This is a genomic window from Oceanimonas baumannii, assembly GCF_002245495.1.
Lineage (GTDB): Bacteria > Pseudomonadota > Gammaproteobacteria > Enterobacterales > Aeromonadaceae > Oceanimonas > Oceanimonas baumannii.
The window spans coordinates 14,837-34,082 of record NZ_NQJF01000001.1; the positions used below are offsets into that span (position 1 = coordinate 14,837).

The following is a 19,246-nucleotide window of genomic DNA, read 5'->3' on the forward strand; positions in this document are numbered from 1 at the left end:
TCCATGTACTCACGCAAACCCTTTTACCTGTTCGTCGCAGCCCTGTTTCTGATAGGGCTGGCATTAATGCTTCACCGCCACTTCGTCTATGAGGTACCCTGGCTGCCCGGTGAAAAACGTCAGATCTGGTCGGTAGAAGCCAAAGTCGAATTTGACGCCAACGGCAGTCCGGTAAAAGCCTCCCTGGCCGTGCCCGGCAGTCAGCCCGGCTTCACCCTGATGAACGAGTCGGCTGCCTCGCCCGGCTATGGCTTATCCTTTATCCAGGCCAATGGCGGCACCCGGGCCGAATGGTCCATTCGTTCCGCCACCGGTCATCAGGAGCTGTATTACAAGGTCGACATGATGCTCGACCCCTTTGCCACCGGCCCCATTGCCAACACCCCTCCCCGGATCACCCCGGTAGAAGTGGCCGAGCCCTATGCGACCGCCATGGATCAGGTGCTGAACCTGGCCCGGGAGCGTTCATCAGACAACATCACCCTGACCCGGGAACTGATCAAAGAACTGAACAACGGTGGTCAGAATGCCGAGTTGCTGGCACAGCACAAATCATCGGGTCCGCTGCTGGTAGATATGCTGCAACGCGCAGGCGTGCCCGCTCGTCTGCTGAAAGGCCTGTTGCTGGAAGACGGCCGTCGCCGCCAGCCACTGGCTGATGTGGTGCAGGTATTTGACAGTGAACGCTATGAAATCTTTAACCCGACCACCGGCACCCAGGGCCTGCAGGAAAACCTGCTGCTATGGGAATATCAATCTGCCCCGGTGCTGGATCTGGTTGGCGGCAGCAACTCCCGAGTGAGCTTCTCCATGCTGGAGCAGGAACAACCGGTGAACGTGGCGCTGGCCAAGAAATTTGAGCAACCCGACTGGATTAACGTGTCACTCTATAACCTGCCACTGGAAGAGCAGGCTCTGTTCAAGGGGATATTGCTGATCCCCATCGGCGTCCTGGCCGTGGTGTTCCTGCGCATTATCGTGGGGGTAAAAACCTCGGGCACCTTTATGCCGGTGCTGATCGCCATGGCCTTTATTCAGACCAGTCTGCTGACCGGTCTGGTGGGTTTTCTGATTATTGTGGGCACAGGGCTGGTGCTGCGCTCCTATCTGTCACACCTGAACCTGCTGCTGGTGGCGCGAATATCTGCCGTGATCATCATGGTTATCGGCATGATTGGCTTTTTCAGCATCGTGGCGTATCAGCTGGGGCTGACCGAAGGCATGAAGATCACCTTCTTCCCGATGATTATTCTGGCCTGGACCATCGAGCGGATGTCGGTACTGTGGGAGGAAGAAGGCCCCAAGGAAGTTCTGAAGCAGGGAGGCGGTTCTCTGGTAGTCGCGGTGATGGCATTTCTCGCCATGAACAACGAGCTGATCCGTCACCTCACCTTTAACTTCCTCGGCCTGCAGCTGATTGTAATGGCAGCCGTCCTGCTGCTGGGTAACTATACCGGCTATCGCCTGACCGAGCTCAAGCGATTCAAGCCCCTGGTAGATGAGCTGAAAAATGATTAAGGACCTGCTGGCCAAATATGCCTCGCCCTTTGAGCTGAGCCGCCATGGCATTATGGGCATGAACCGGCGCAATATTTCCTATATCAGCCGCTACAATCCGCGGCGGCTGTATCCGCTGGTGGACGACAAGCTCAAGACCAAACAGATATCCCTGGATGCGGGCGTTACCGTGCCGGATCTGGTGGGCGTTATCGAGTACCAACATCAGGTCTCCGGTTTGTGGGACATAGTAAAGGACTGGCCGGGCTTTTGTATCAAGCCGGCCAAGGGCTCCGGCGGCAAGGGCATTACGGTGATCGTGGATCACGATCGTAAAAACTTCACCAAGCCCAGCGGCAAGGCCGAAAGCATTGAAGATCTGGAACGCCATGTGTCCAATATTCTGGCCGGGCTCTATTCGCTCGGCGGCAAGCCGGATGTGGCGCTGATTGAAGCCTTGATCAACTTCGATGATGTCTTTGACGGCTTCTCCTATGAAGGGGTGCCCGATACCCGGGTGATTGTGTTCAAAGGCTTTCCCATTATGGCCATGATGCGGCTGTCCACCAAGGCGTCTGACGGCAAGGCCAACCTGCACCAGGGGGCAGTGGGCGTGGGTCTCGACATCAACACCGGTCGTGCCATTCGGGCGGTGCAGTTTAATGCCGCCGTGCGCCACCATCCGGACACCGGCCGGGAGCTGTTTGAGCTGAAAGTTCCCTACTGGGAACAGCTGCTTAACCTGTCCTCATCCTGCTATGAGATGTCCGGGCTGGGTTACATCGGCACCGACATGGTGCTCGACAAGCAAAAAGGTCCCATGCTGCTGGAGCTGAACGCCCGCCCCGGGCTTGCCATTCAAACCGCCAATGCCGCCGGTCTGGTGCCGCGGTTACGCAAAATTGAAAAACTCGGCAAAAAGATCACCATGACGCCGGAAGAACGGGTGGCATTTTCACGCAGGGAATTTGCCAGTGAACTTTAAGCCAGACGCCAACGTAACAGCATAAACTGGCCCATTACCGTTTCTACTAAACAAAAAATGGCACCGGGGTAAACCCCGGTACCATTTCTACTTCCTGACGTCAGCCTTTCAGCTTACATCCGGGTCTTACGTTTTTGCCGCTGGCCCGGTTTGGGGCCGCGAGAGCCGGTCGGCGCCGGCTTTTTCGGGGCGGCACCGGTACCAGCACCTTTCACCCGGGTATTGTGCTTGCGCACCGCCTTGCGGATGCGGGCCACCTGTTTGAAGCGATCGGGGGCATTAACGTCAACCTTGCTTTCCTGCTCCGGGGGCAATCCCACGGCTTTGCGCAGGTAATTCACCTGATCCAGCGCCAGCTCGGACCACCCCCCCCGGGGCAGGTTCTTGGGCATCTCAATTTTGCCGTAGCGCACCCGCATCAGGCGGCTCACCTGAACTCCCTGAGACTCCCACAACCGGCGCACTTCACGATTGCGTCCTTCCTTCAGGGTAACGTGAAACCAGAGGTTCATACCCTCACCACCAGTGTATTTCAGGGTATCGAAACGGGCTTCGCCGTCTTCCAGCATCACGCCCTTGCGCAGCCGCTGCAGCATGGCTTCATTCACTTCGCCAAATACGCGCACGGCATATTCCCGGTCAATTTCATGCCGGGGGTGCATCAAGCGGTTGGCCAGCTCACCATCGGTGGTGAACAGCAACAGACCGGAGGTGTTTACATCCAGCCGACCCACCGCCACCCAGCGAGCTCCCTGCAGCCTTGGCAGACGATCGAATACCGTAGGACGGCCCTCCGGATCCTTGCGTGTGCTCACTTCGCCTTCCGGCTTGTGATAGGCCAGCACCCGGCAGACTATGTCGCTTTCAGCCTGGGTTTCCACCACATGACCATCAAGACGAATATTCTCACTGCCGGTAACCCGATCACCCAGCACCGCGACCTTGCCGTCCACGCTCACCCGGCCCTGGCTGATCATGGCTTCAATTTCCCGGCGCGAACCCTTGCCGGCCCGGGCCAGCACTTTTTGCAGTTTTTCAGTCATGTTGTTCACTTATTCAAAAGGAGTGATATCGCCCGCGCCTTCACGCACGATCACCGGGTTATCGTCATACAAGTCCACCACTGTGGTAGGCTTTGAATCAATGACACCGCCGTCAATAATCAGATCCACCACCTTTTCCAGCCGGTTGCGGATCTCAAAGGGGTCGAATTCCGCCTCGTTCTCTCCAGGCAAAATCAGGCTGCAGGACATCAGCGGCTCACCCAGAGCCTCAAGCAGCGCCAGACTGATGGCATGATCCGGTACCCGCAGGCCAATGGTCTTGCGCTTGGGGTTCTGCAAGCGTTTGGGCACTTCCTTGGTGGCCCGCAGAATAAAGGTGTACGCTCCCGGTGTATTGTTTTTCATCAGCCGGAAGGCACCATTGTCGACCCGGGCATAAGCGGAAAGCTCTGACAGATCACGGCACACCAGAGTGAAGTTGTGCTCCTTGTCGATCTGGCGAATGCGGCAGATACGTTCCATCGCATTTTTATCGCCCACCAGGCAGCCAATGGCATAGCCCGAGTCGGTGGGGTATACCAGCACACCACCCTGGCGGACAATGGCCACGGCCTGATTAATCAGCCGAGGCTGCGGGTTATCTGGATGAATTTCAAAAAACTGACTCATGATTCCTCCCGGAATGATTTAAAGAAAGCGCTCCCACACGGGCGTTGCTTCTTTGGGCAGCCACAACTGACGCCCCAACTCCCGCCACTGGCTGGGAAAGTGAAAGTCGGAGCCCACAGACGCATCCAGGCCATATTCCCGGCTCCACTTACCCAGCGTGGCACGTTCTTGCGGACTTTGCTGAGCCATGGACACTTCCATGGCATTACCACCGGCCTCGGCAAAGGCTGCGAGCATTTTTCTTATCCACTTGTTGGACAGATCGTAACGAGTAGGGTGCGCCAGCACCGCTACTCCGCCAGACGCCTGGATAGTGCCGATAGCCTCGCCCAGCGAGCACCAGTCCGGCGGCACATAGCCGGTATTACCCCGGCTAAGAAATTTTTTGAACACCTTGGCCATGGAGTCGGCAGCCCCCTGCTCCAACAGCCAGCGCGCCATATGAGTGCGGGTAATCGCCGCATCACCGGCCAGGGCTCTGGCTCCTTCATAAGCACCGGGGTAACGGGCCTTTTCCAGCCGTTCGCCCATTAACCGGGCACGGGCATCGCGCCGGACAGACTGCTCGCCCAGCAAGGCAGCAAGGTCGTGGTGGGCTGGATCCAGGTTCAGCCCCACCACGTGAATTTCCTTGTGCTCCCACAACGCCGAAATTTCTACTCCACAAACCAGCCGGATGCCGTGCTCATCGGCAGCGGCCTGAGCTTCGTCCAGACCGGCTACCGTATCGTGATCGGTCAGTGCCAGCACGTCCACTTCTTTTTCCGCAGCGCGCGCCAGCAAGGCGGACGGACTCAGGCTGCCATCGGAGGCGGTGGAATGGCTGTGCAGATCGATGCGCATAAAAAATCCTGTGCTCAGGCTTGACTTGACCCCACAAATATCGTTTAACTGTATCCAGTTTTTCGATTAGCGAGATGAGCGACATGTTTCAGCAAATTTCCACTCTGACCATTTGGTGGTGGCACACTCCCTGAAGCGGGTGTGATTTGCTGTGTGCGTTCAACAGTCTCAGCGAAACATGAAAGCCCGCAACTCTGCGGGCTTTTTTATTATCCAGTAAAAGGTAACACGATGAAACCGACCTTTATTAATTTTTGGCGATGGCAACCTGACAACCAGCCTGTACAGCAACCGGCATTCGCGTCCATTACCGACAACGACATTGCCAGCCAGGTCATCAGACAAATCCCTGATGATCAGCATTAACTGATAAGGAAACCCCAATGGCGCAAGGTCAGCCCCACGTTTTATTGCAAGATGCACCCTACACCGATGATCCCCTGGCGTTATACAGCGCCCTCAGTCAGCCAGGCGACAACAGCCTGCTGTTTGAATCCGCCGAAATAGATACCAAGGCGGGTACCCAAAGTCTGCTGATGCTTGACGCTTGTGTGCGCCTGGTATGCCACGGCCGGACCGTTACCCTGACCGCCCTGAATAGCAATGGCCTGCCGGCACTCACGCTGGTCCAGCAGGCACTCGGCGGCGAGCTCACTGAAAGCACCCTCACCGTAACCCTGGGCGAGGCCGATACCAATCTTGACGAAGACAGCCGGCTCAAGGCACCGTCCGTGCTGGAAACCATCCGGCTTATTCTGACCCGCTTTAACGCCGACCAGGGCCAGCAGCACCTGTTTATGGCTGGTACCTTTGCCTATGATCTGATTGCCGCCACCGAACGCCTGCCGGAAGTAAACGAGGGCATCAACCACTGCCCCGATTTCTGTTTTTATCTGGCAGAAACCCTGATCACCCTGGATCATGTGAAAGAGCAGTGTCACCTGACCGCCTGCGCCTTTGACCCGGCCGAACAAGAGCGACTGCAAACCCGCCTGAATACGCTGGCCACCGCCTGTGGTGAACGCCATAGCAGCCCCAGTGCCGAGTCCGGCTTCAGCGGTAAAGTGACCACCAACAAGAGCGACGCCGAGTTCCGCGCCGATGTAGAACGGCTCAAGGGGAATATTGTGGCCGGAGACATCTTTCAGGTGGTGCCGTCGCGCTGCTTTACCCTGCCCTGTCCCAGCCCCCTGGCGGCCTATGGCAAACTCAAGCAGACCAACCCCAGCCCCTACATGTTTTATGTGAACGATCAGGATTTCATTCTGTTTGGTGCCAGCCCCGAGAGCTCGGTGAAATTTGAAAGCCATCACCGTCAGGTAGAAATGTATCCCATCGCCGGCACCCGCCGCCGGGGCTTTAACCCGGACGGCAGCATCAATCTGGATCTGGATGGCCGCATTGAGCTGGAGCTGCGCCAGGACGAAAAGGAAACCGCCGAGCACCTGATGCTGGTGGATCTGGCCCGCAACGACATTGCCCGTATCAGCGAGCCCGGCAGCCGCTATGTGAAAGATCTGCTGAGTGTGGATCGTTACAGCCACGTCATGCATCTGGTATCTCGGGTGGTCGGCCGACTTCGCGCCGACCTCGACGCCCTGCATGGCTACCAGGCCTGCATGAACATGGGCACCCTCACCGGTGCGCCCAAAATTCGCGCCAGTGAGCTGATCAGAGAAGTGGAAGGCCAGCGCCGGGGCAGCTACGGCGGTGCCGTGGGCTATGTTAACGGTCTGGGTGACATGGACACCTGCATCGTAATTCGCTCCGCCTTTGTCAGTTCCGGGCTGGCCCACGTACAGGCCGGTGCCGGCGTGGTCTACGACTCGGACCCGCAAGCGGAAGCCGACGAAACCCGCAACAAGGCCGCGGCAGTACTGAATGCCATCGCCCTTTCCCATGGCACCACACTGGCGGAGGTGAGCGCATGAGCCAGACCATTTTCCTGCTCGACAACTACGACTCTTTTACCTACAACCTGGTGGATCAGTTCCGCGCCCTCGGTGCCACCGTCAATATTTACCGTAACACGGTGCCGGTGGCGCAACTGCTGGCCGCCATGGAGCAGGCCAATAACCCGGTACTGGTGCTCTCCCCAGGGCCGGGCAAACCCAGTGACGCCGGCAACATGCCCACCCTGATTGAACAGTGCCTGGGCCGGTTTCCCATCCTCGGTATCTGCCTGGGCCACCAGGCGCTGGTAGAGCACTACGGCGGCCGGGTGGAAAGCGCCGGTGAAATCAAACACGGCAAAAGCTCGCTGATAAGCCACAGCGGTCAGGACATGTTCGCCGGTCTGCCCAACCCGTTGCCGGTGGCCCGCTACCACTCTCTGGTAGGCACCGAGATCCCCGCCGGCCTGGAAGTCGTGGCCGATTTCAATGGCATGACCATGGCGGTGCAGGACAAAACCAACCGGGTACTGGGTTTTCAGTTTCATCCCGAATCCATTATGACCACAGACGGGGCACGCCTGCTGGCCCAGAGCCTGGAATTTATCAGCAACAAGGAGAATGCCGCATGAGCCTGGCCATGGAGCAACTTTACCGGGGCGAAAACATCAGCCGCGAACAGGCTCATGCCCTGTTTGAACAAGTGATGAATGGCGACATGGATCCACTCATGCTGTCTTCCCTGCTCACCGCACTCAAGATCAAGGGCGAAACGTCCGACGAAATCGCCGGTGCCGCCAGTGCCCTGCTGGCTGCCGCCAGGCCTTTTCCACGCCCGGATTATGCCTTTTGTGACATCGTCGGCACCGGCGGTGACGGCATGAATACCATTAATGTCTCCACCACCTCGGCGCTGGTGGCTGCAGCCTGCGGCATCAAGGTGGCCAAGCACGGCAACCGGGGCGTATCCTCCAAGTCCGGATCCTCCGATTTGCTGGAGCAACTGGGCATTCGCCTGGACTTAAGCCCGGAACAGGCCCGCCGTTGTCTGGACGAGACCAATGTATGCTTTTTGTTTGCGCCCCATTACCACGGCGGCATTCGCCATGCCATGCCAGTGCGTCAGGCGCTGAAAACCCGCACCATTTTCAATGTGCTGGGCCCGCTGATCAACCCGGCCCGTCCCGGCTTTATGGTACTGGGCGTATACAGCCCGGCACTGGTGCGCCCCATTGCCGAAACACTGGTGGCCATGGGCCTGAACCGTGGCATGGTGGTTCACGGCAGCGGCCTCGACGAAATTGCCATTCACGGCACCACGCATATTGCCGAGATCAATCACGGTGAGATCAACGAATATGACATTACGCCCGAAGAGCTGGGTCTGGAACGCCATGATCTCAGCGCCATTGAAGGTGGCGAGCCGGCAGAAAACCGGCAAATCACCGAAGCGCTGCTGGCCGGAGAAGGCACCCTGGCCCAGCAAAGCGTCATTGCCATCAATGTAGCTCCCCTGCTGGTGATGAGCGGTCAGGTGAAAAACCTCAAGCAAGGCGTGGAGCGGGCGCTGTCCGTGTTAAGATCCGGGCGAGCCATGGATGTAGCCAAACAACTGGCGGAGTTAAGTCAATGCTGAATACAGTGCTCGGCAAAATCGTTGCCGACAAAAAAATCTGGGTAGCAGAACACAAGCAGAGCCTGCCGCTGGCAAGCTTTGAAAACACCCTTATGCCCAGTGATCGCCCCTTTGCGGCGGCCCTGGCCGCCGGCAATCCGGCCTTTATTCTGGAATGCAAAAAAGCCTCGCCTTCCAAAGGGCTTATCCGGGAAGTGTTCGATCTCGACGCCATTGCCGGTGTGTATGGCCGCTATGCGTCGGCCATTTCAGTGCTGACCGACGAGAAATACTTTCAGGGCCGTTTTGAATTTGTGACTCAGGTGCGCAATCAGGTGACCCAGCCGGTGATCTGCAAGGACTTCATTATCGATCCTTATCAGATCAAGCTGGCCCGTCATTACCAGGCCGACGCCATTCTGCTGATGCTGTCGGTTCTGAATGACGAAGAATACGCCTCACTTGCTGCGGTGGCGGAATCCCTCAACATGGGGGTGCTCACCGAAGTGATCGACGAAGACGAAGTAGCCCGCGCCCTGAAGTTGGGTGCCAAAGTCATCGGCATCAACAACCGGGATCTGCGGGACTTAAGCATTGATCTCGACCGCACCAAACGGCTGGCGGCATTGATCCCCGACGACCGCATCGTGATCTCCGAATCGGGTATTTATCATCACGGTCAGACCAAAGAACTGTCGGCCCATGCCGACGGCTTTCTGGTAGGCAGTTCGCTGATGGCGGAAGACAATCTCGATCTGGCAGTGCGCCGGCTGATCCTGGGCGACAACAAGGTTTGTGGTCTGACACGGCCGGAAGACGCCACTGCCGCTTACGAGGCCGGTGCCGTATATGGAGGGCTGATCTTCGTGGAAAAAAGCCCCCGTTGCGTGAGCCTGGATCAGGCCCGCACTGTGATGACCGGCGCGCCGCTCAACTACGTGGGCGTGTTCCAGAACCACCCCATGGCAGAGGTGGTGGCAACCGCGCAAGAGTTAAGTCTCACCGCCGTGCAATTGCACGGTGACGAAGACGACACCATCATAGCCGCACTGAAGGCCCAACTGCCCGGCGTGGCCATCTGGAAAGCAGTGGCGGTAAGCGATGCCCTGCCAGCCTTGCCACAACAGGCTGACCGGCTGCTGTTCGACACCAAATCCGGCACTCAAAGCGGCGGTACCGGCCAGGCCTTTGACTGGGCCCTGCTGGCGAGCATCGACAAGGCCAATGCCATGCTGGCCGGCGGGCTCACTCCCGACAATGCCGCCACCGCCGCCGCCCAAGGCTGCCGCGGCCTGGATTTTAACTCCGGCGTAGAAAGCGCCCCCGGCCAGAAAGACGCAGCCAAACTCAAGGCGGCCTTTGCCACCCTCAGACATTACGGACGCAGGATACAGAAATGACCTTACTGAACCCCTTTTTCGGCGATTTTGGCGGCATGTATGTGCCGCAGATCCTGATACCGGCCCTGTTGCAACTGGAGCAGGCCTTTGTAGACGCCCAGCAGGATCCGGAATTTGACCGCGAATTCCGCGAGCTGCTGGCGGAATACGCCGGCCGCCCCACCCCTCTCACCCGGGTGCGCAATCTGGCCGCCAACACCAAGACCCGCATCTACCTGAAGCGGGAAGATCTGCTCCACGGCGGCGCTCACAAAACCAACCAGGTACTGGGTCAGGCGTTGCTGGCCAAGCGCATGGGCAAGACCGAGATCATCGCCGAAACCGGAGCCGGTCAGCACGGTGTGGCCACCGCCCTGGCCTGTGCCCTGCTCGGCCTCAAATGCCGGGTATATATGGGCGCAGTGGACTGCGAGCGGCAAAAGCCCAACGTATTCCGCATGAAGCTGATGGGTGCCGAGGTCATTCCGGTGCATTCCGGCTCCGCCACCCTAAAAGACGCCTGTACCGAAGCCCTGCGTGACTGGGCCGCCAACTATGAACAGGCCCACTATTTGCTGGGCACCGCTGCCGGCCCACACCCCTTCCCCACCATAGTGCGGGAATTCCAGCGCATGATTGGTGAAGAAGCCAAGGTGCAGATTGTGGAGCACGAAGCACGCCTGCCCGACGCGGTGATCGCCTGTGTGGGCGGTGGCTCCAATGCCATTGGCCTGTTTGCCGACTTTATTGAAGAAGAAAACGTCAGGCTTATCGGCGTGGAGCCGGCGGGCAAAGGCATCGACACCGGCGAGCACGGTGCCACCCTGGGTGAAGGCACCAAAGGCGTGTTCTTTGGCATGCTGTCGCTGATGATGCACGATGACGACGGCCAGGTGGAAGAGTCCTACTCAGTCTCTGCCGGCCTCGATTTTCCGTCGGTTGGTCCTCAGCACGCGTATCTGGCCACCACCGGCCGGGCACAGTATGTATCGGTGACCGACGAAGAAGCGCTCGATGCTTTCCAGGCCCTGGCACGTAATGAGGGGATTATTCCGGCGCTGGAGTCCTCCCACGCCCTGGCTTACGCCCTGAAAATGGCCGAAGCCGAACCGGAAAAAGAACAAGTACTGGTAGTTAACCTGTCCGGTCGTGGCGACAAGGACATCTTTACCGTCGCCGATATTCTGGAGCAAAAAGGAGAAATCAAATGAGCCGCTACCACCGTTTGTTCGAGCGCCTTAACAGCGCCAACGAAGGGGCCTTTGTGCCCTTCGTGACCCTGGGCGATCCCACCCCCGAACAGTCACTCAAGGTGATTGATGCCCTGGTAGCCGGTGGTGCAGATGCCCTGGAGCTGGGCATTCCGTTCTCCGATCCCATTGCTGATGGCCCCACCATTCAGGCCGCCACCCTGCGCGCCCGGAATGCCGGTACCCGCACCCAGACCTGTTTCGATATGCTGACCCAGGTACGGGAAAAGTACCCTGAACTGCCCATCGGCCTGCTGGTGTACGCCAACCTGGTGTATGCCCCGGGTGTCGACAGCTTCTACAGCCGAGCCGCCGCCGCCGGTGTGGACTCGGTACTGGTGGCAGACGTGCCACTGGAAATGGCCGCGCCCTTCAAGGCTGCTGCCGACAAGGCCGGGGTTGAGAGCATTTACATCGCGCCGCCCAACGGTGACGAAGCCACCCTGAAAGCAGTGGCAGAAACCGGCTCCGGCTATACCTATCTGCTGAGCCGCGCCGGCGTGACCGGCACCGAGACCAAGGCCGGTACCCCGGTAGACACCCTGCTCGCCACCCTGGCCAAATACGATGCGCCGCCGTCGCTGCTGGGCTTTGGTATCTCCAGCCCCGAGCAGGTGCGCGATGCCATCAAATCCGGTGCCGCCGGCGCCATCTCTGGCTCCGCCGTGGTCAAGATCATTGAACAGCACCTGGACCAACCCCAGGCCATGCTGAATGCCCTCACCGCCTTTGTAAAAGAGATGAAAGCGGCGACAAGGAAATAAGACGCGCTTCCGTCATCCCCGAGAAGGAACGTCATCCTCGCGTAGACGGGGACGGGGTCCATAAAAACGGCGCGCAGGTTAACCCCAAGCGCCGTTTTTACGGTACTCAATAGTTACTATAAATCAGGAATTAAAAATAATGTCACTAATTCCTAACATTCCTAATTTACTAGAATTTTTGGGTTCCCTTTCTCAATGGGATATACCTCTTTATAAAAAGTTGACAAAAACTGACCTTGGTCTTAAAGGTAGCAATGGTAAAAAAAGTAATCAAGGCGGTCCACTTATTCCTGTTAAATTCATAGATTATATGCCTCAATTCCCTGAGCCAGTAGATCCGCTAGCCAGCGATAGTATAGATATCAACCTTGAACTTTGGAACGAGAAGTTTTATTGGGGCCAATCACGCTCTAAATTTCTTTATGAAACTCGTAACTTACAGCGCTCTCGAGAATATCGTATTACTACCAACATTAAACAGTGGTTGAGTAAAGCTGAGGATGGTGACTTCATTATAATTCAAAAAAAATCTTATTAATGATAAACATCTGCGGATTGTAACTCTCTCGAAGGAAAGTATAGAGAATACAGGGGAAATCAAACGTTTTGGTATATTAAGCCATCATAATCCGTTCACTATCAAAGATCTGAATGTTGTAAAACATCAACGTGAAGAACTACAGACTCAGCCCTTCCAGAAACAGGATTTTAACCGAGAAAAAGTAACTTCAACAAGCACTACCAATGCTCGTTCAAAAGACTTTTCTGAGGCAGTAAATGTACAATATAATTATAAGTGTGCTTTATGCGGAGAAGGACTATGCTCTCCAGCTGGCAGCAATAATGAAGTAGAAGCGGCTCACATTATCCCTGTAGCCTCGAATGGCCCGGATGATGTTCGAAACGGTTTAACATTATGCAGAAAACACCATTGGGCTTTTGATCGTGGTATGTGGGGCCTTACTGATACTCTCACAGTTACTGTACCCGCATCAGTACAAGCCCTTCCTCAAAATGACCAATTGACCGCTTTTGACGGTAAAAAAATTTATCAACCAAAAGATATAAGCCTTCAACCACATATAGATGCAATTAGATGGCACAGAGATAATATACTTCTTAATGACTGAGTATAGACAAGAATCCACTCCGCTCTGAAGCAGACAGTAGTTCATCGTTTTTATCATGAAAAACTGCTGTATGAGATAGTTGATAAAAATATCTCGCTTACTATATGACTACGTTTATAAACTCTTTAAACGTCAACAAACCATCTTGCTGTTCAGGCAAATACGTCTGATGCAATGCCTGAGGTACGACAAGCTGTATATTCATTTTGATCATTTGTTCTGTCTGATCCCGGGATATGGCTGGTTCAAGAGTAATAAGGTGCTTTTTTTTCACTCTACTTGCCTCAGCCAGGACCTGCCGCCAACGCTCTTTACAGGTCGTTTTCGCAGCAAGAATGTGAAGTTTTTCATTATCGTAACCAGGATCCAGATATGCTATTTGTGAAGGGAAAAGAAAGTCCGGCTTTTGTTTACCTTCAGTATAGACCCCTTTATCAAAAGACACTTTATTCTTTATAAGTATTTCAGTAATATGATTTTCAAAAGCATGACCAACTCTTGATTTTCTCCGGTTCTGAACACTTAAAGAAAACCTGATAAACTCATCAACATCATTTCCATTATCACCAAAGCCCTCCTTCAGTTTTTCAGACACAATATGTCTTTCCAATATTCTGAAAAGTTTCTCTTCATTTCCCATCCATGTCAGCAACGTGTTATCTGGATCTTCTGTCTCAGATACTTTCTCCTTAATAAGCTTCCTTGAGAAATCTGAAAACCTCTTTGTAGTCGGAAATTTAGAGTCAAACTTATCTATAAGCTGCTCCAGAAAAACCTTATCGGAATCTGACTGAATATAAAACTCTATCCCCAACTCGGCCAGCATTAATCTTACCGGAGCAACAACTAAGCCTTCATCCAAAGGTAAAGGTTTCAGACTGTTCCCCTCTCTTTCTTTTGCCGAACCAAAAATACTTCTTAACTGTGATTCTGCCTGACTACCAGAAGGAGTGCACACAGTTAACAATGTTTTATCTTTAGTCATTGCAATAATAAATAAATCACCCGCCCTCATTAAGCGGGTGACTTCATTGCTTCGGTAGTATAAACGATACTCGGCTGAACGGTGCGGTTGATTGTAACGAGTATCGTACCATGACATGGTGTCCTCACAAATCACGGGATCACTGTCATCTCCCGTAATGTAGACCATGGTTACAGGAAAATACCACTTATCTCCGTTCTCTGGATACCCTAGGAAATCAGAAAACCCTGCACCTTTTAAACCTCCTACTTCATGCTGATTTGATTTTTTAGGATCAGCATCAACACTCGTCAGATATTTTTCCGCAGCAGTTATGAACACGTCCTTCAGTTTCTCGAACATCCCTTACTCCATTTATATCAGCCACTGAGTGTATGCCTCCCGAACGAACCCATCTGGCTATGCAGTCCAGTAGCAAATCTTTTTTTATTTTTTTTCTACCTTTAATAGCGCATTCCCACACAACAAGAACTCTTATCCCTTTATAAAGAAGTGACTGAGTTACTTTTTCATCCCGCTGAATGTTTTTATTAAGCTTATTTTTCCAGAACTCTTTTCTTGTGGCGGGCAGGTGAAACATATAACATCCATGAGCATGCCAGAAGCATCCATGAACAAAAATAACTGCCCTGAATTTAGGGAAATAAAGATCTGGTTTGCCGGGCAACTCTGGCGGAGATATGCGATATCGAAAACCAAGATGATGCAGACCTTTTCTTATAATCAGCTCTGGTTTTGTATCACGTCCCCGGATAGCCCGCATATTCTTACTTCTGACTTCCGGGGAGTGAACATCAGCCATATAACTCAGGCCACATTTTTACTGTTGCTTATTTGTACAGCCTGCATAATCCGGTCTTTCATCAGTTCAGCCACTGAACGGAATACAGGAACGACTACAGAATTACCAAACTGCTTATAAGCCTGTGTATCAGAAACCGGTATTCTAAAGCTTTCTTCTCCAGGTTCGCTGAAGCCCATAAGGCGAGAGCACTCTACCGGTGTAAGTCTGCGAGGCCTGTTAGCCATGTTAGCTTCATCTTCAAAGTCTTTGTCAAAATCCCAGCCACGATCTAACAGTATTTCAGAGCCATCTTTGTAATAACGTGCGGAAAGTGTTCTGGTTGCTGTAGTATTCTCATTTACCAGACCGAATCCGAAACCGTTACCCGCAGCCTTATGCTTGGCCGCGTAATCATACAGATACTTCCACAGCTTGGGCGTAAGTATATAGTTAGGTGTGTAATCTGTATCAAGCAGTTCACCCAGCTTCGGCTTTCTTTCCGGTATCATTTTCCTGATGTCTCGCAGGGTGAAACCATTATGAACACCAAGATCTTTTCTGAATCCTACCAGAACAATACGCTCTCTGTGCTGAGGCAACCAGTGTTTACCATCAATTACTTTTGGGTCGTCACTGCCCATTTCTTCATTGTCAGATACCCAGTAGCCCAGTTCATCCAGTGTTTCCATGATCACCCGGAAAGTCTTTCCTTTGTCATGACTTTTGAGGTTTTTGACATTTTCAAGAACAAATGCTGCGGGCTGTTTGGCAGAAATAATCCGGGCTACATCGAAGAACAATGTACCCTGTGTCTTACATTCAAAGCCATGAGCACGCCCCATTGCATTTTTTTTGGAAACTCCGGCAATAGAAAAGGGCTGGCAAGGAAATCCGGCAAGAAGCACATCATGATCAGGAATCATTCTGTCAATATTTTTGTAAGCTTCTTCCTCAGAGATATCATCATCATTACTTAAAGTAATATCACGGATATCCTGATTGAAAGTATGATACTTTTCATTGCACGCATAGTTTGCTTTATAAGTACGGACTGCATATTTGTTCCATTCGCTGGTAAACACACAGAGTCCATTCTGCTCTTCAAAACCTTTACGAATACCACCGATACCGGCGAACAAATCGATAAACCGGAAGTCCGCAGTTTCTGGTTTAACTTTTTCTTCAGGAAGCAGCTTCTTCAGGTGCTCATACTCACCGACATTCAGTCCCGGATTGGCTTTCCCTTTAACCCATCGATTGATGGTCTCTCGGCACCAATGACCAGAAGAGAACTCATTCAGGTACTCTCCAAGAAATTTTTGATCATAGATCTCCAACAGCTTTTCGATCAGCTCTTTGCCGCTGCGATCTTCTGAGGACTGTATATCCAAAGGTAACTGCTCCATAACTGCTTCCCCCGAAAGGGAAAATTGTGTGACGTATGATCACTCGTTCTTCCCTTTCTGTCAACCTTACCCTGATCTTTTATACAGTATCGTACAGTATGATCATTTTTCCAGTAGTGGCTGCCCGCTCCCCATGCGGCAGTTTCGGGAACCCAGTGTATTAAAGGGATAAAGGAATGGTCCCCCGCCTTCGCGGGGGCGACCAGATCAGGTCATACAAGCAGCAAAGTAGCGTAACAAGCCAACAGCGAAGATTGCCATAAGCTCCCATCACATGCTGACGTTTAGCTCTTGCTCTCTATTCCAAAATAACGCCTATGCAGTTCGCGGATTTCTTCAGCCAGCTCGGGCACCGGGCCGGCCACTTGGATCTCTGGCGCCACCTCATTAATGGCCAATGCCTTCACCGGCGAATCGCCCAGCCCCCACTCCTGGCACCACTCATCAAACTGCTCAGCAGAGCTGGCATACACAATACGCCCCAGACCAGCCCAGGCGTGAGCCGCCGAGCACATGGGGCAATGCTCTCCCGTGGTATACATAGTGGCCTGCGCCCGTTCGGTTTCACTCAGGTGCTCGGCAGCCCAGCGGGCCAGGGCAAGTTCCGGATGCCAGGTGGGCTCACTGGTGTGAATGCGGTTGCGATCTTCAGCCAGTACCCCGCCCTCGGCGGAGACCAGCACAGAGCCAAAAGCCATGTCGCCTTCGCTCAGGGCTTCTTCCGCCAGCTCCACACAACGGCGCAAATGGCGCAGATCCTGTTCGGATATGGTCATGTTTCCCCTCCTGTTCGCAAGCTTGGGTTCTTTGCTTTCCCCTTCTTCCAAAGTACTGAATAAACTAAAAACTTAAAAGTAGATTGGCGTCATTCATTTTATTGTCGCTTTATGCTTGCATGGTGTTGTGCTTTAAACAAACCAAGGAAAAAATATGTTTGATTTAACGGATCAAGTCGCTCTGGTTACCGGCGGTGCCAAAGGTATTGGCAAAGGTATTGCGAGGGTGCTGGTTAACGCCGGTGCGACCGTGATCATTGCCGATATCGACGAAACTGCCGGCAAAGCCTGTGCCGAGGAGCTGGGTGCACATTATTTTTATCTTGATGTCTCCTGCCAGGCAAGCTGCAAACAGCTGGTCTCGGCTGTGGTGCGAGATTTTGAACAACTCGATATTCTGTGCTCCAACACCGGTATTTTTCCGCAGTGCAACCTGGCCAGCATGACCGAGCAGCATTGGGATGACATGCACAGCATCAACCTGAAAGGCACCTTCTTTATGGTACAGGCATCATTGGAGGCCATGCGTATGAGAGGATATGGCCGCATTGTGCTCACCTCTTCCATTACCGGACCCGTTACCGGCTTTCCGGGCTGGACGCACTATGCCGCCAGCAAGGCCGGTCAGTTGGGGTTTATGCGCAGCGCCGCGCTGGAGTGCGCCCGGGACGGCATAACCATTAACGCCGTCATGCCCGGTAATATTCTTACCGAAGGTCTGCAGGCGCAGGGAGAAGAGTATCTGGAGCAGATGAAGGCGGCAATCCCCACTCATACACTGGGAACACCAGACGACATTGGTCACGCCGCCTGTTTTCTTGCATCAAAAGAAGCCCGTTACATTACCGGCCAAACCCTGATTGTGGATGGTGGTCAGGTACTGCCCGAGTCACCGGAAGCGTTGCAATAAAAAAAGCCCGGTCTGAACCGGGCCTTGAGTTGGATTATTGCGTGTCGGCCATCGGCTTCAAGGCCTCATTGCCGGCTCGCTTTAGCCGCAACGGGGCATAAATAAGCGCTCCCACCAGGAACAGGCCGAGATAACCGATAAGCGGGTAGAAAAAAGCCACCAGCTGAGTAAAGCCGGCGAAGCTGGCCACAAACCCGATCACCAGGGTAATCATGCTGAAACGATTCGCCGCCGAAGTACGCATTTCCATAAAGCGCGCAACAAAGGCATAGAACATGCTGGCACCGGTACTGAAAATCATGCCAAACAATACCAGTGCCATCGCCTTGGCCAGCCAGGGCGAAATGCCGTCAATGATCTTGAGCAGCGGCAGCGGATAACCGGCAACCACATCAATTTGCGAAAATATGGCCAGGTGGCTGATCATGATCATCACCCCAACCCCAACACCACCCAGCAGACCTCCCCAACGGGCAATACGGGCATCAGGCTCGGCCCCGCCCATCACCAGCGACATGGCTGCACCTACTGCAATGTTGAAGGAGACATAGTTAACCGCCGATACCAGCCAGTGCGGCAGGGTAGATTCCACACTCTCGGCAATGGGAGCCAGCTCGGCAAAACTGCGCTCCATAACAAACAGGCTGTAGATGCAGATCAACAGGAGCGCCAGCACCAGGAAGGGAGTAATACTGCCGATCAAGCCGACTACCCGATTGACATTGAGCATCAGTGTGGCACCGATCATCAGGGTCATCAGCACACTGCCAATCATGGGAGCCAGCTCAAATTGCTGGTGCAGCGTAGAGCCCGCTCCGGCAAGCATCACTACGCCCACCCCAAACAGGGTAAAAATGATCACCCCATCCACAATCACACCCAGGTAGCGACCGCTGATCTGATAGACCACGGCTTTATGTGAGCGGGTTTGTGTACGGCTGCCCAACCAGGTAAGCATCATACCAAGGTAGGCAAACAAAGCGGTAGCCACCACGGCCGCAGCCGTTCCCAGATGGCCAAAGCTGGTAAAGTACTGAAGCACTTCCTGACCAGAGGCGAAGCCTGCCCCTACTATGATGCCAATAAATGCACTGGCGATTTTGATGATATTCCACATAAACGTCTGCCAATTCCTTCTTTAGCCAATATACAACAACACTAATGAGCAAAAGAGTAAAACATGATTTTGCCGAATGACAAAGCAGGCGACCTTAGCAGAAGTCCTTGGCCGTCAGTATTCAACCTTAGTAGGGTGTCAGTCTTCCAGGCTGGCAGAGTCAGAATGGCATACTGCGGGATAAACCAGCCTCATTGTGGCCGGCAGGTGAAAAGCTGCACCAGATTAGTCGCACTGATG

Annotated in this window: 20 protein-coding genes; 12 read left to right on the forward strand and 8 right to left on the reverse strand. The window is 53.9% G+C overall.

Features of this window, described 5'->3' with window-relative positions; genetic code table 11:
- Positions 1-3: 3 nt before the first annotated feature.
- Positions 4-1,518 carry an inactive transglutaminase family protein gene (locus B6S09_RS00095; RefSeq protein ID WP_094276470.1) on the forward strand — a complete coding sequence of 505 codons (1,515 nt, stop codon included), beginning with the start codon at positions 4-6 and terminating at the stop codon, positions 1,516-1,518.
- The gene (locus B6S09_RS00100) at positions 1,511-2,482 is read left to right on the forward strand and encodes an alpha-L-glutamate ligase-like protein (protein WP_094276471.1); all 972 of its coding nucleotides are present in this window, start codon (positions 1,511-1,513) and stop codon (positions 2,480-2,482) included. The genes B6S09_RS00095 and B6S09_RS00100 overlap by 8 nt, the downstream gene beginning before the upstream one ends.
- A gap of 113 nt (positions 2,483-2,595) precedes the next feature.
- On the opposite strand, the gene rluB is transcribed toward B6S09_RS00100, so the two are convergent.
- From rluB to rnm, 3 genes are read right to left on the reverse strand one after another with little or no spacing between them, the layout of a single operon-like run.
- Complete coding sequence (rluB, locus tag B6S09_RS00105) at positions 2,596-3,525, reverse strand: 23S rRNA pseudouridine(2605) synthase RluB (RefSeq protein ID WP_094276822.1); 930 nt, start codon at positions 3,523-3,525, stop codon at positions 2,596-2,598.
- A 9-nt stretch (positions 3,526-3,534) separates the two neighbouring features.
- Positions 3,535-4,155 carry an L-threonylcarbamoyladenylate synthase gene (locus B6S09_RS00110; RefSeq protein WP_094276472.1) on the reverse strand — a complete coding sequence of 207 codons (621 nt, stop codon included), beginning with the start codon at positions 4,153-4,155 and terminating at the stop codon, positions 3,535-3,537.
- Positions 4,156-4,173: 18 nt separating this feature from the next.
- The gene (gene rnm / locus B6S09_RS00115; RefSeq protein ID WP_094276473.1) at positions 4,174-4,998 is read right to left on the reverse strand and encodes an RNase RNM; all 825 of its coding nucleotides are present in this window, start codon (positions 4,996-4,998) and stop codon (positions 4,174-4,176) included.
- Between the two features lie 231 nt (positions 4,999-5,229).
- Here rnm and B6S09_RS18715 point away from each other — a divergent pair, with 231 nt between their 5' ends.
- The 9 genes from B6S09_RS18715 (at position 5,230) to B6S09_RS18780 (ending at position 13,028) form a co-directional block, all read left to right on the forward strand.
- Positions 5,230-5,364, forward strand: a complete 135-nt coding sequence (locus B6S09_RS18715) for a hypothetical protein (RefSeq protein ID WP_280522708.1) — start codon at positions 5,230-5,232, stop codon at positions 5,362-5,364.
- Between the two features lie 17 nt (positions 5,365-5,381).
- The gene (locus tag B6S09_RS00120) at positions 5,382-6,929 is read left to right on the forward strand and encodes an anthranilate synthase component 1 (protein ID WP_094276474.1); all 1,548 of its coding nucleotides are present in this window, start codon (positions 5,382-5,384) and stop codon (positions 6,927-6,929) included.
- A complete protein-coding gene (locus B6S09_RS00125) occupies positions 6,926-7,522 on the forward strand; it encodes an aminodeoxychorismate/anthranilate synthase component II (protein WP_094276475.1) in 597 nt (198 codons plus the stop codon). The genes B6S09_RS00120 and B6S09_RS00125 overlap by 4 nt, the downstream gene beginning before the upstream one ends.
- Positions 7,519-8,526 (forward strand): anthranilate phosphoribosyltransferase, encoded by a 1,008-nt coding sequence (gene trpD, locus B6S09_RS00130; protein WP_094276476.1) that lies wholly within the window; start codon positions 7,519-7,521, stop codon positions 8,524-8,526. The genes B6S09_RS00125 and trpD overlap by 4 nt, the downstream gene beginning before the upstream one ends.
- Positions 8,520-9,905, forward strand: a complete 1,386-nt coding sequence (gene trpCF, locus B6S09_RS00135) for a bifunctional indole-3-glycerol-phosphate synthase TrpC/phosphoribosylanthranilate isomerase TrpF (protein ID WP_094276477.1) — start codon at positions 8,520-8,522, stop codon at positions 9,903-9,905. The genes trpD and trpCF overlap by 7 nt, the downstream gene beginning before the upstream one ends.
- Positions 9,902-11,095 (forward strand): tryptophan synthase subunit beta, encoded by a 1,194-nt coding sequence (gene trpB / locus B6S09_RS00140; protein ID WP_094276478.1) that lies wholly within the window; start codon positions 9,902-9,904, stop codon positions 11,093-11,095. The genes trpCF and trpB overlap by 4 nt, the downstream gene beginning before the upstream one ends.
- Positions 11,092-11,898, forward strand: a complete 807-nt coding sequence (trpA, locus tag B6S09_RS00145) for a tryptophan synthase subunit alpha (RefSeq protein ID WP_094276479.1) — start codon at positions 11,092-11,094, stop codon at positions 11,896-11,898. Before trpB ends, trpA begins: the two co-directional genes overlap by 4 nt.
- A gap of 139 nt (positions 11,899-12,037) precedes the next feature.
- The gene (locus tag B6S09_RS00150) at positions 12,038-12,436 is read left to right on the forward strand and encodes a hypothetical protein (RefSeq protein ID WP_094276480.1); all 399 of its coding nucleotides are present in this window, start codon (positions 12,038-12,040) and stop codon (positions 12,434-12,436) included.
- A gap of 109 nt (positions 12,437-12,545) precedes the next feature.
- Complete coding sequence (locus B6S09_RS18780) at positions 12,546-13,028, forward strand: HNH endonuclease (protein WP_369328848.1); 483 nt, start codon at positions 12,546-12,548, stop codon at positions 13,026-13,028.
- A gap of 100 nt (positions 13,029-13,128) precedes the next feature.
- Here B6S09_RS18780 and B6S09_RS00160 read toward each other — a convergent pair whose 3' ends face one another.
- From B6S09_RS00160 to B6S09_RS00175, 4 genes are all read right to left on the reverse strand, one after another.
- On the reverse strand, positions 13,129-14,355 hold the full coding sequence (locus B6S09_RS00160) for a type II restriction endonuclease (RefSeq protein ID WP_094276482.1): 1,227 nt from the start codon (positions 14,353-14,355) through the stop codon (positions 13,129-13,131).
- Entirely contained in the window at positions 14,294-14,815 is a 522-nt protein-coding gene (locus B6S09_RS00165; protein ID WP_094276483.1) for a very short patch repair endonuclease, read from the reverse strand. Before B6S09_RS00165 ends, B6S09_RS00160 begins: the two co-directional genes overlap by 62 nt.
- Positions 14,816-14,820: 5 nt before the next feature.
- The gene (gene dcm, locus B6S09_RS00170; RefSeq protein ID WP_094276484.1) at positions 14,821-16,203 is read right to left on the reverse strand and encodes a DNA (cytosine-5-)-methyltransferase; all 1,383 of its coding nucleotides are present in this window, start codon (positions 16,201-16,203) and stop codon (positions 14,821-14,823) included.
- A 284-nt stretch (positions 16,204-16,487) separates the two neighbouring features.
- The gene (locus B6S09_RS00175) at positions 16,488-16,979 is read right to left on the reverse strand and encodes a nucleoside deaminase (protein ID WP_094276485.1); all 492 of its coding nucleotides are present in this window, start codon (positions 16,977-16,979) and stop codon (positions 16,488-16,490) included.
- 154 nt (positions 16,980-17,133) lie between these two features.
- Between B6S09_RS00175 and fabG the strand changes: the two genes are divergently transcribed.
- The gene (gene fabG, locus B6S09_RS00180; RefSeq protein WP_094276486.1) at positions 17,134-17,889 is read left to right on the forward strand and encodes a 3-oxoacyl-ACP reductase FabG; all 756 of its coding nucleotides are present in this window, start codon (positions 17,134-17,136) and stop codon (positions 17,887-17,889) included.
- Between the two features lie 34 nt (positions 17,890-17,923).
- Here fabG and B6S09_RS00185 read toward each other — a convergent pair whose 3' ends face one another.
- Positions 17,924-19,006, reverse strand: coding sequence for a YkvI family membrane protein (locus tag B6S09_RS00185; RefSeq protein ID WP_094276487.1), 1,083 nt, complete (start codon positions 19,004-19,006; stop codon positions 17,924-17,926).
- Positions 19,007-19,246: the final 240 nt, after the last annotated feature.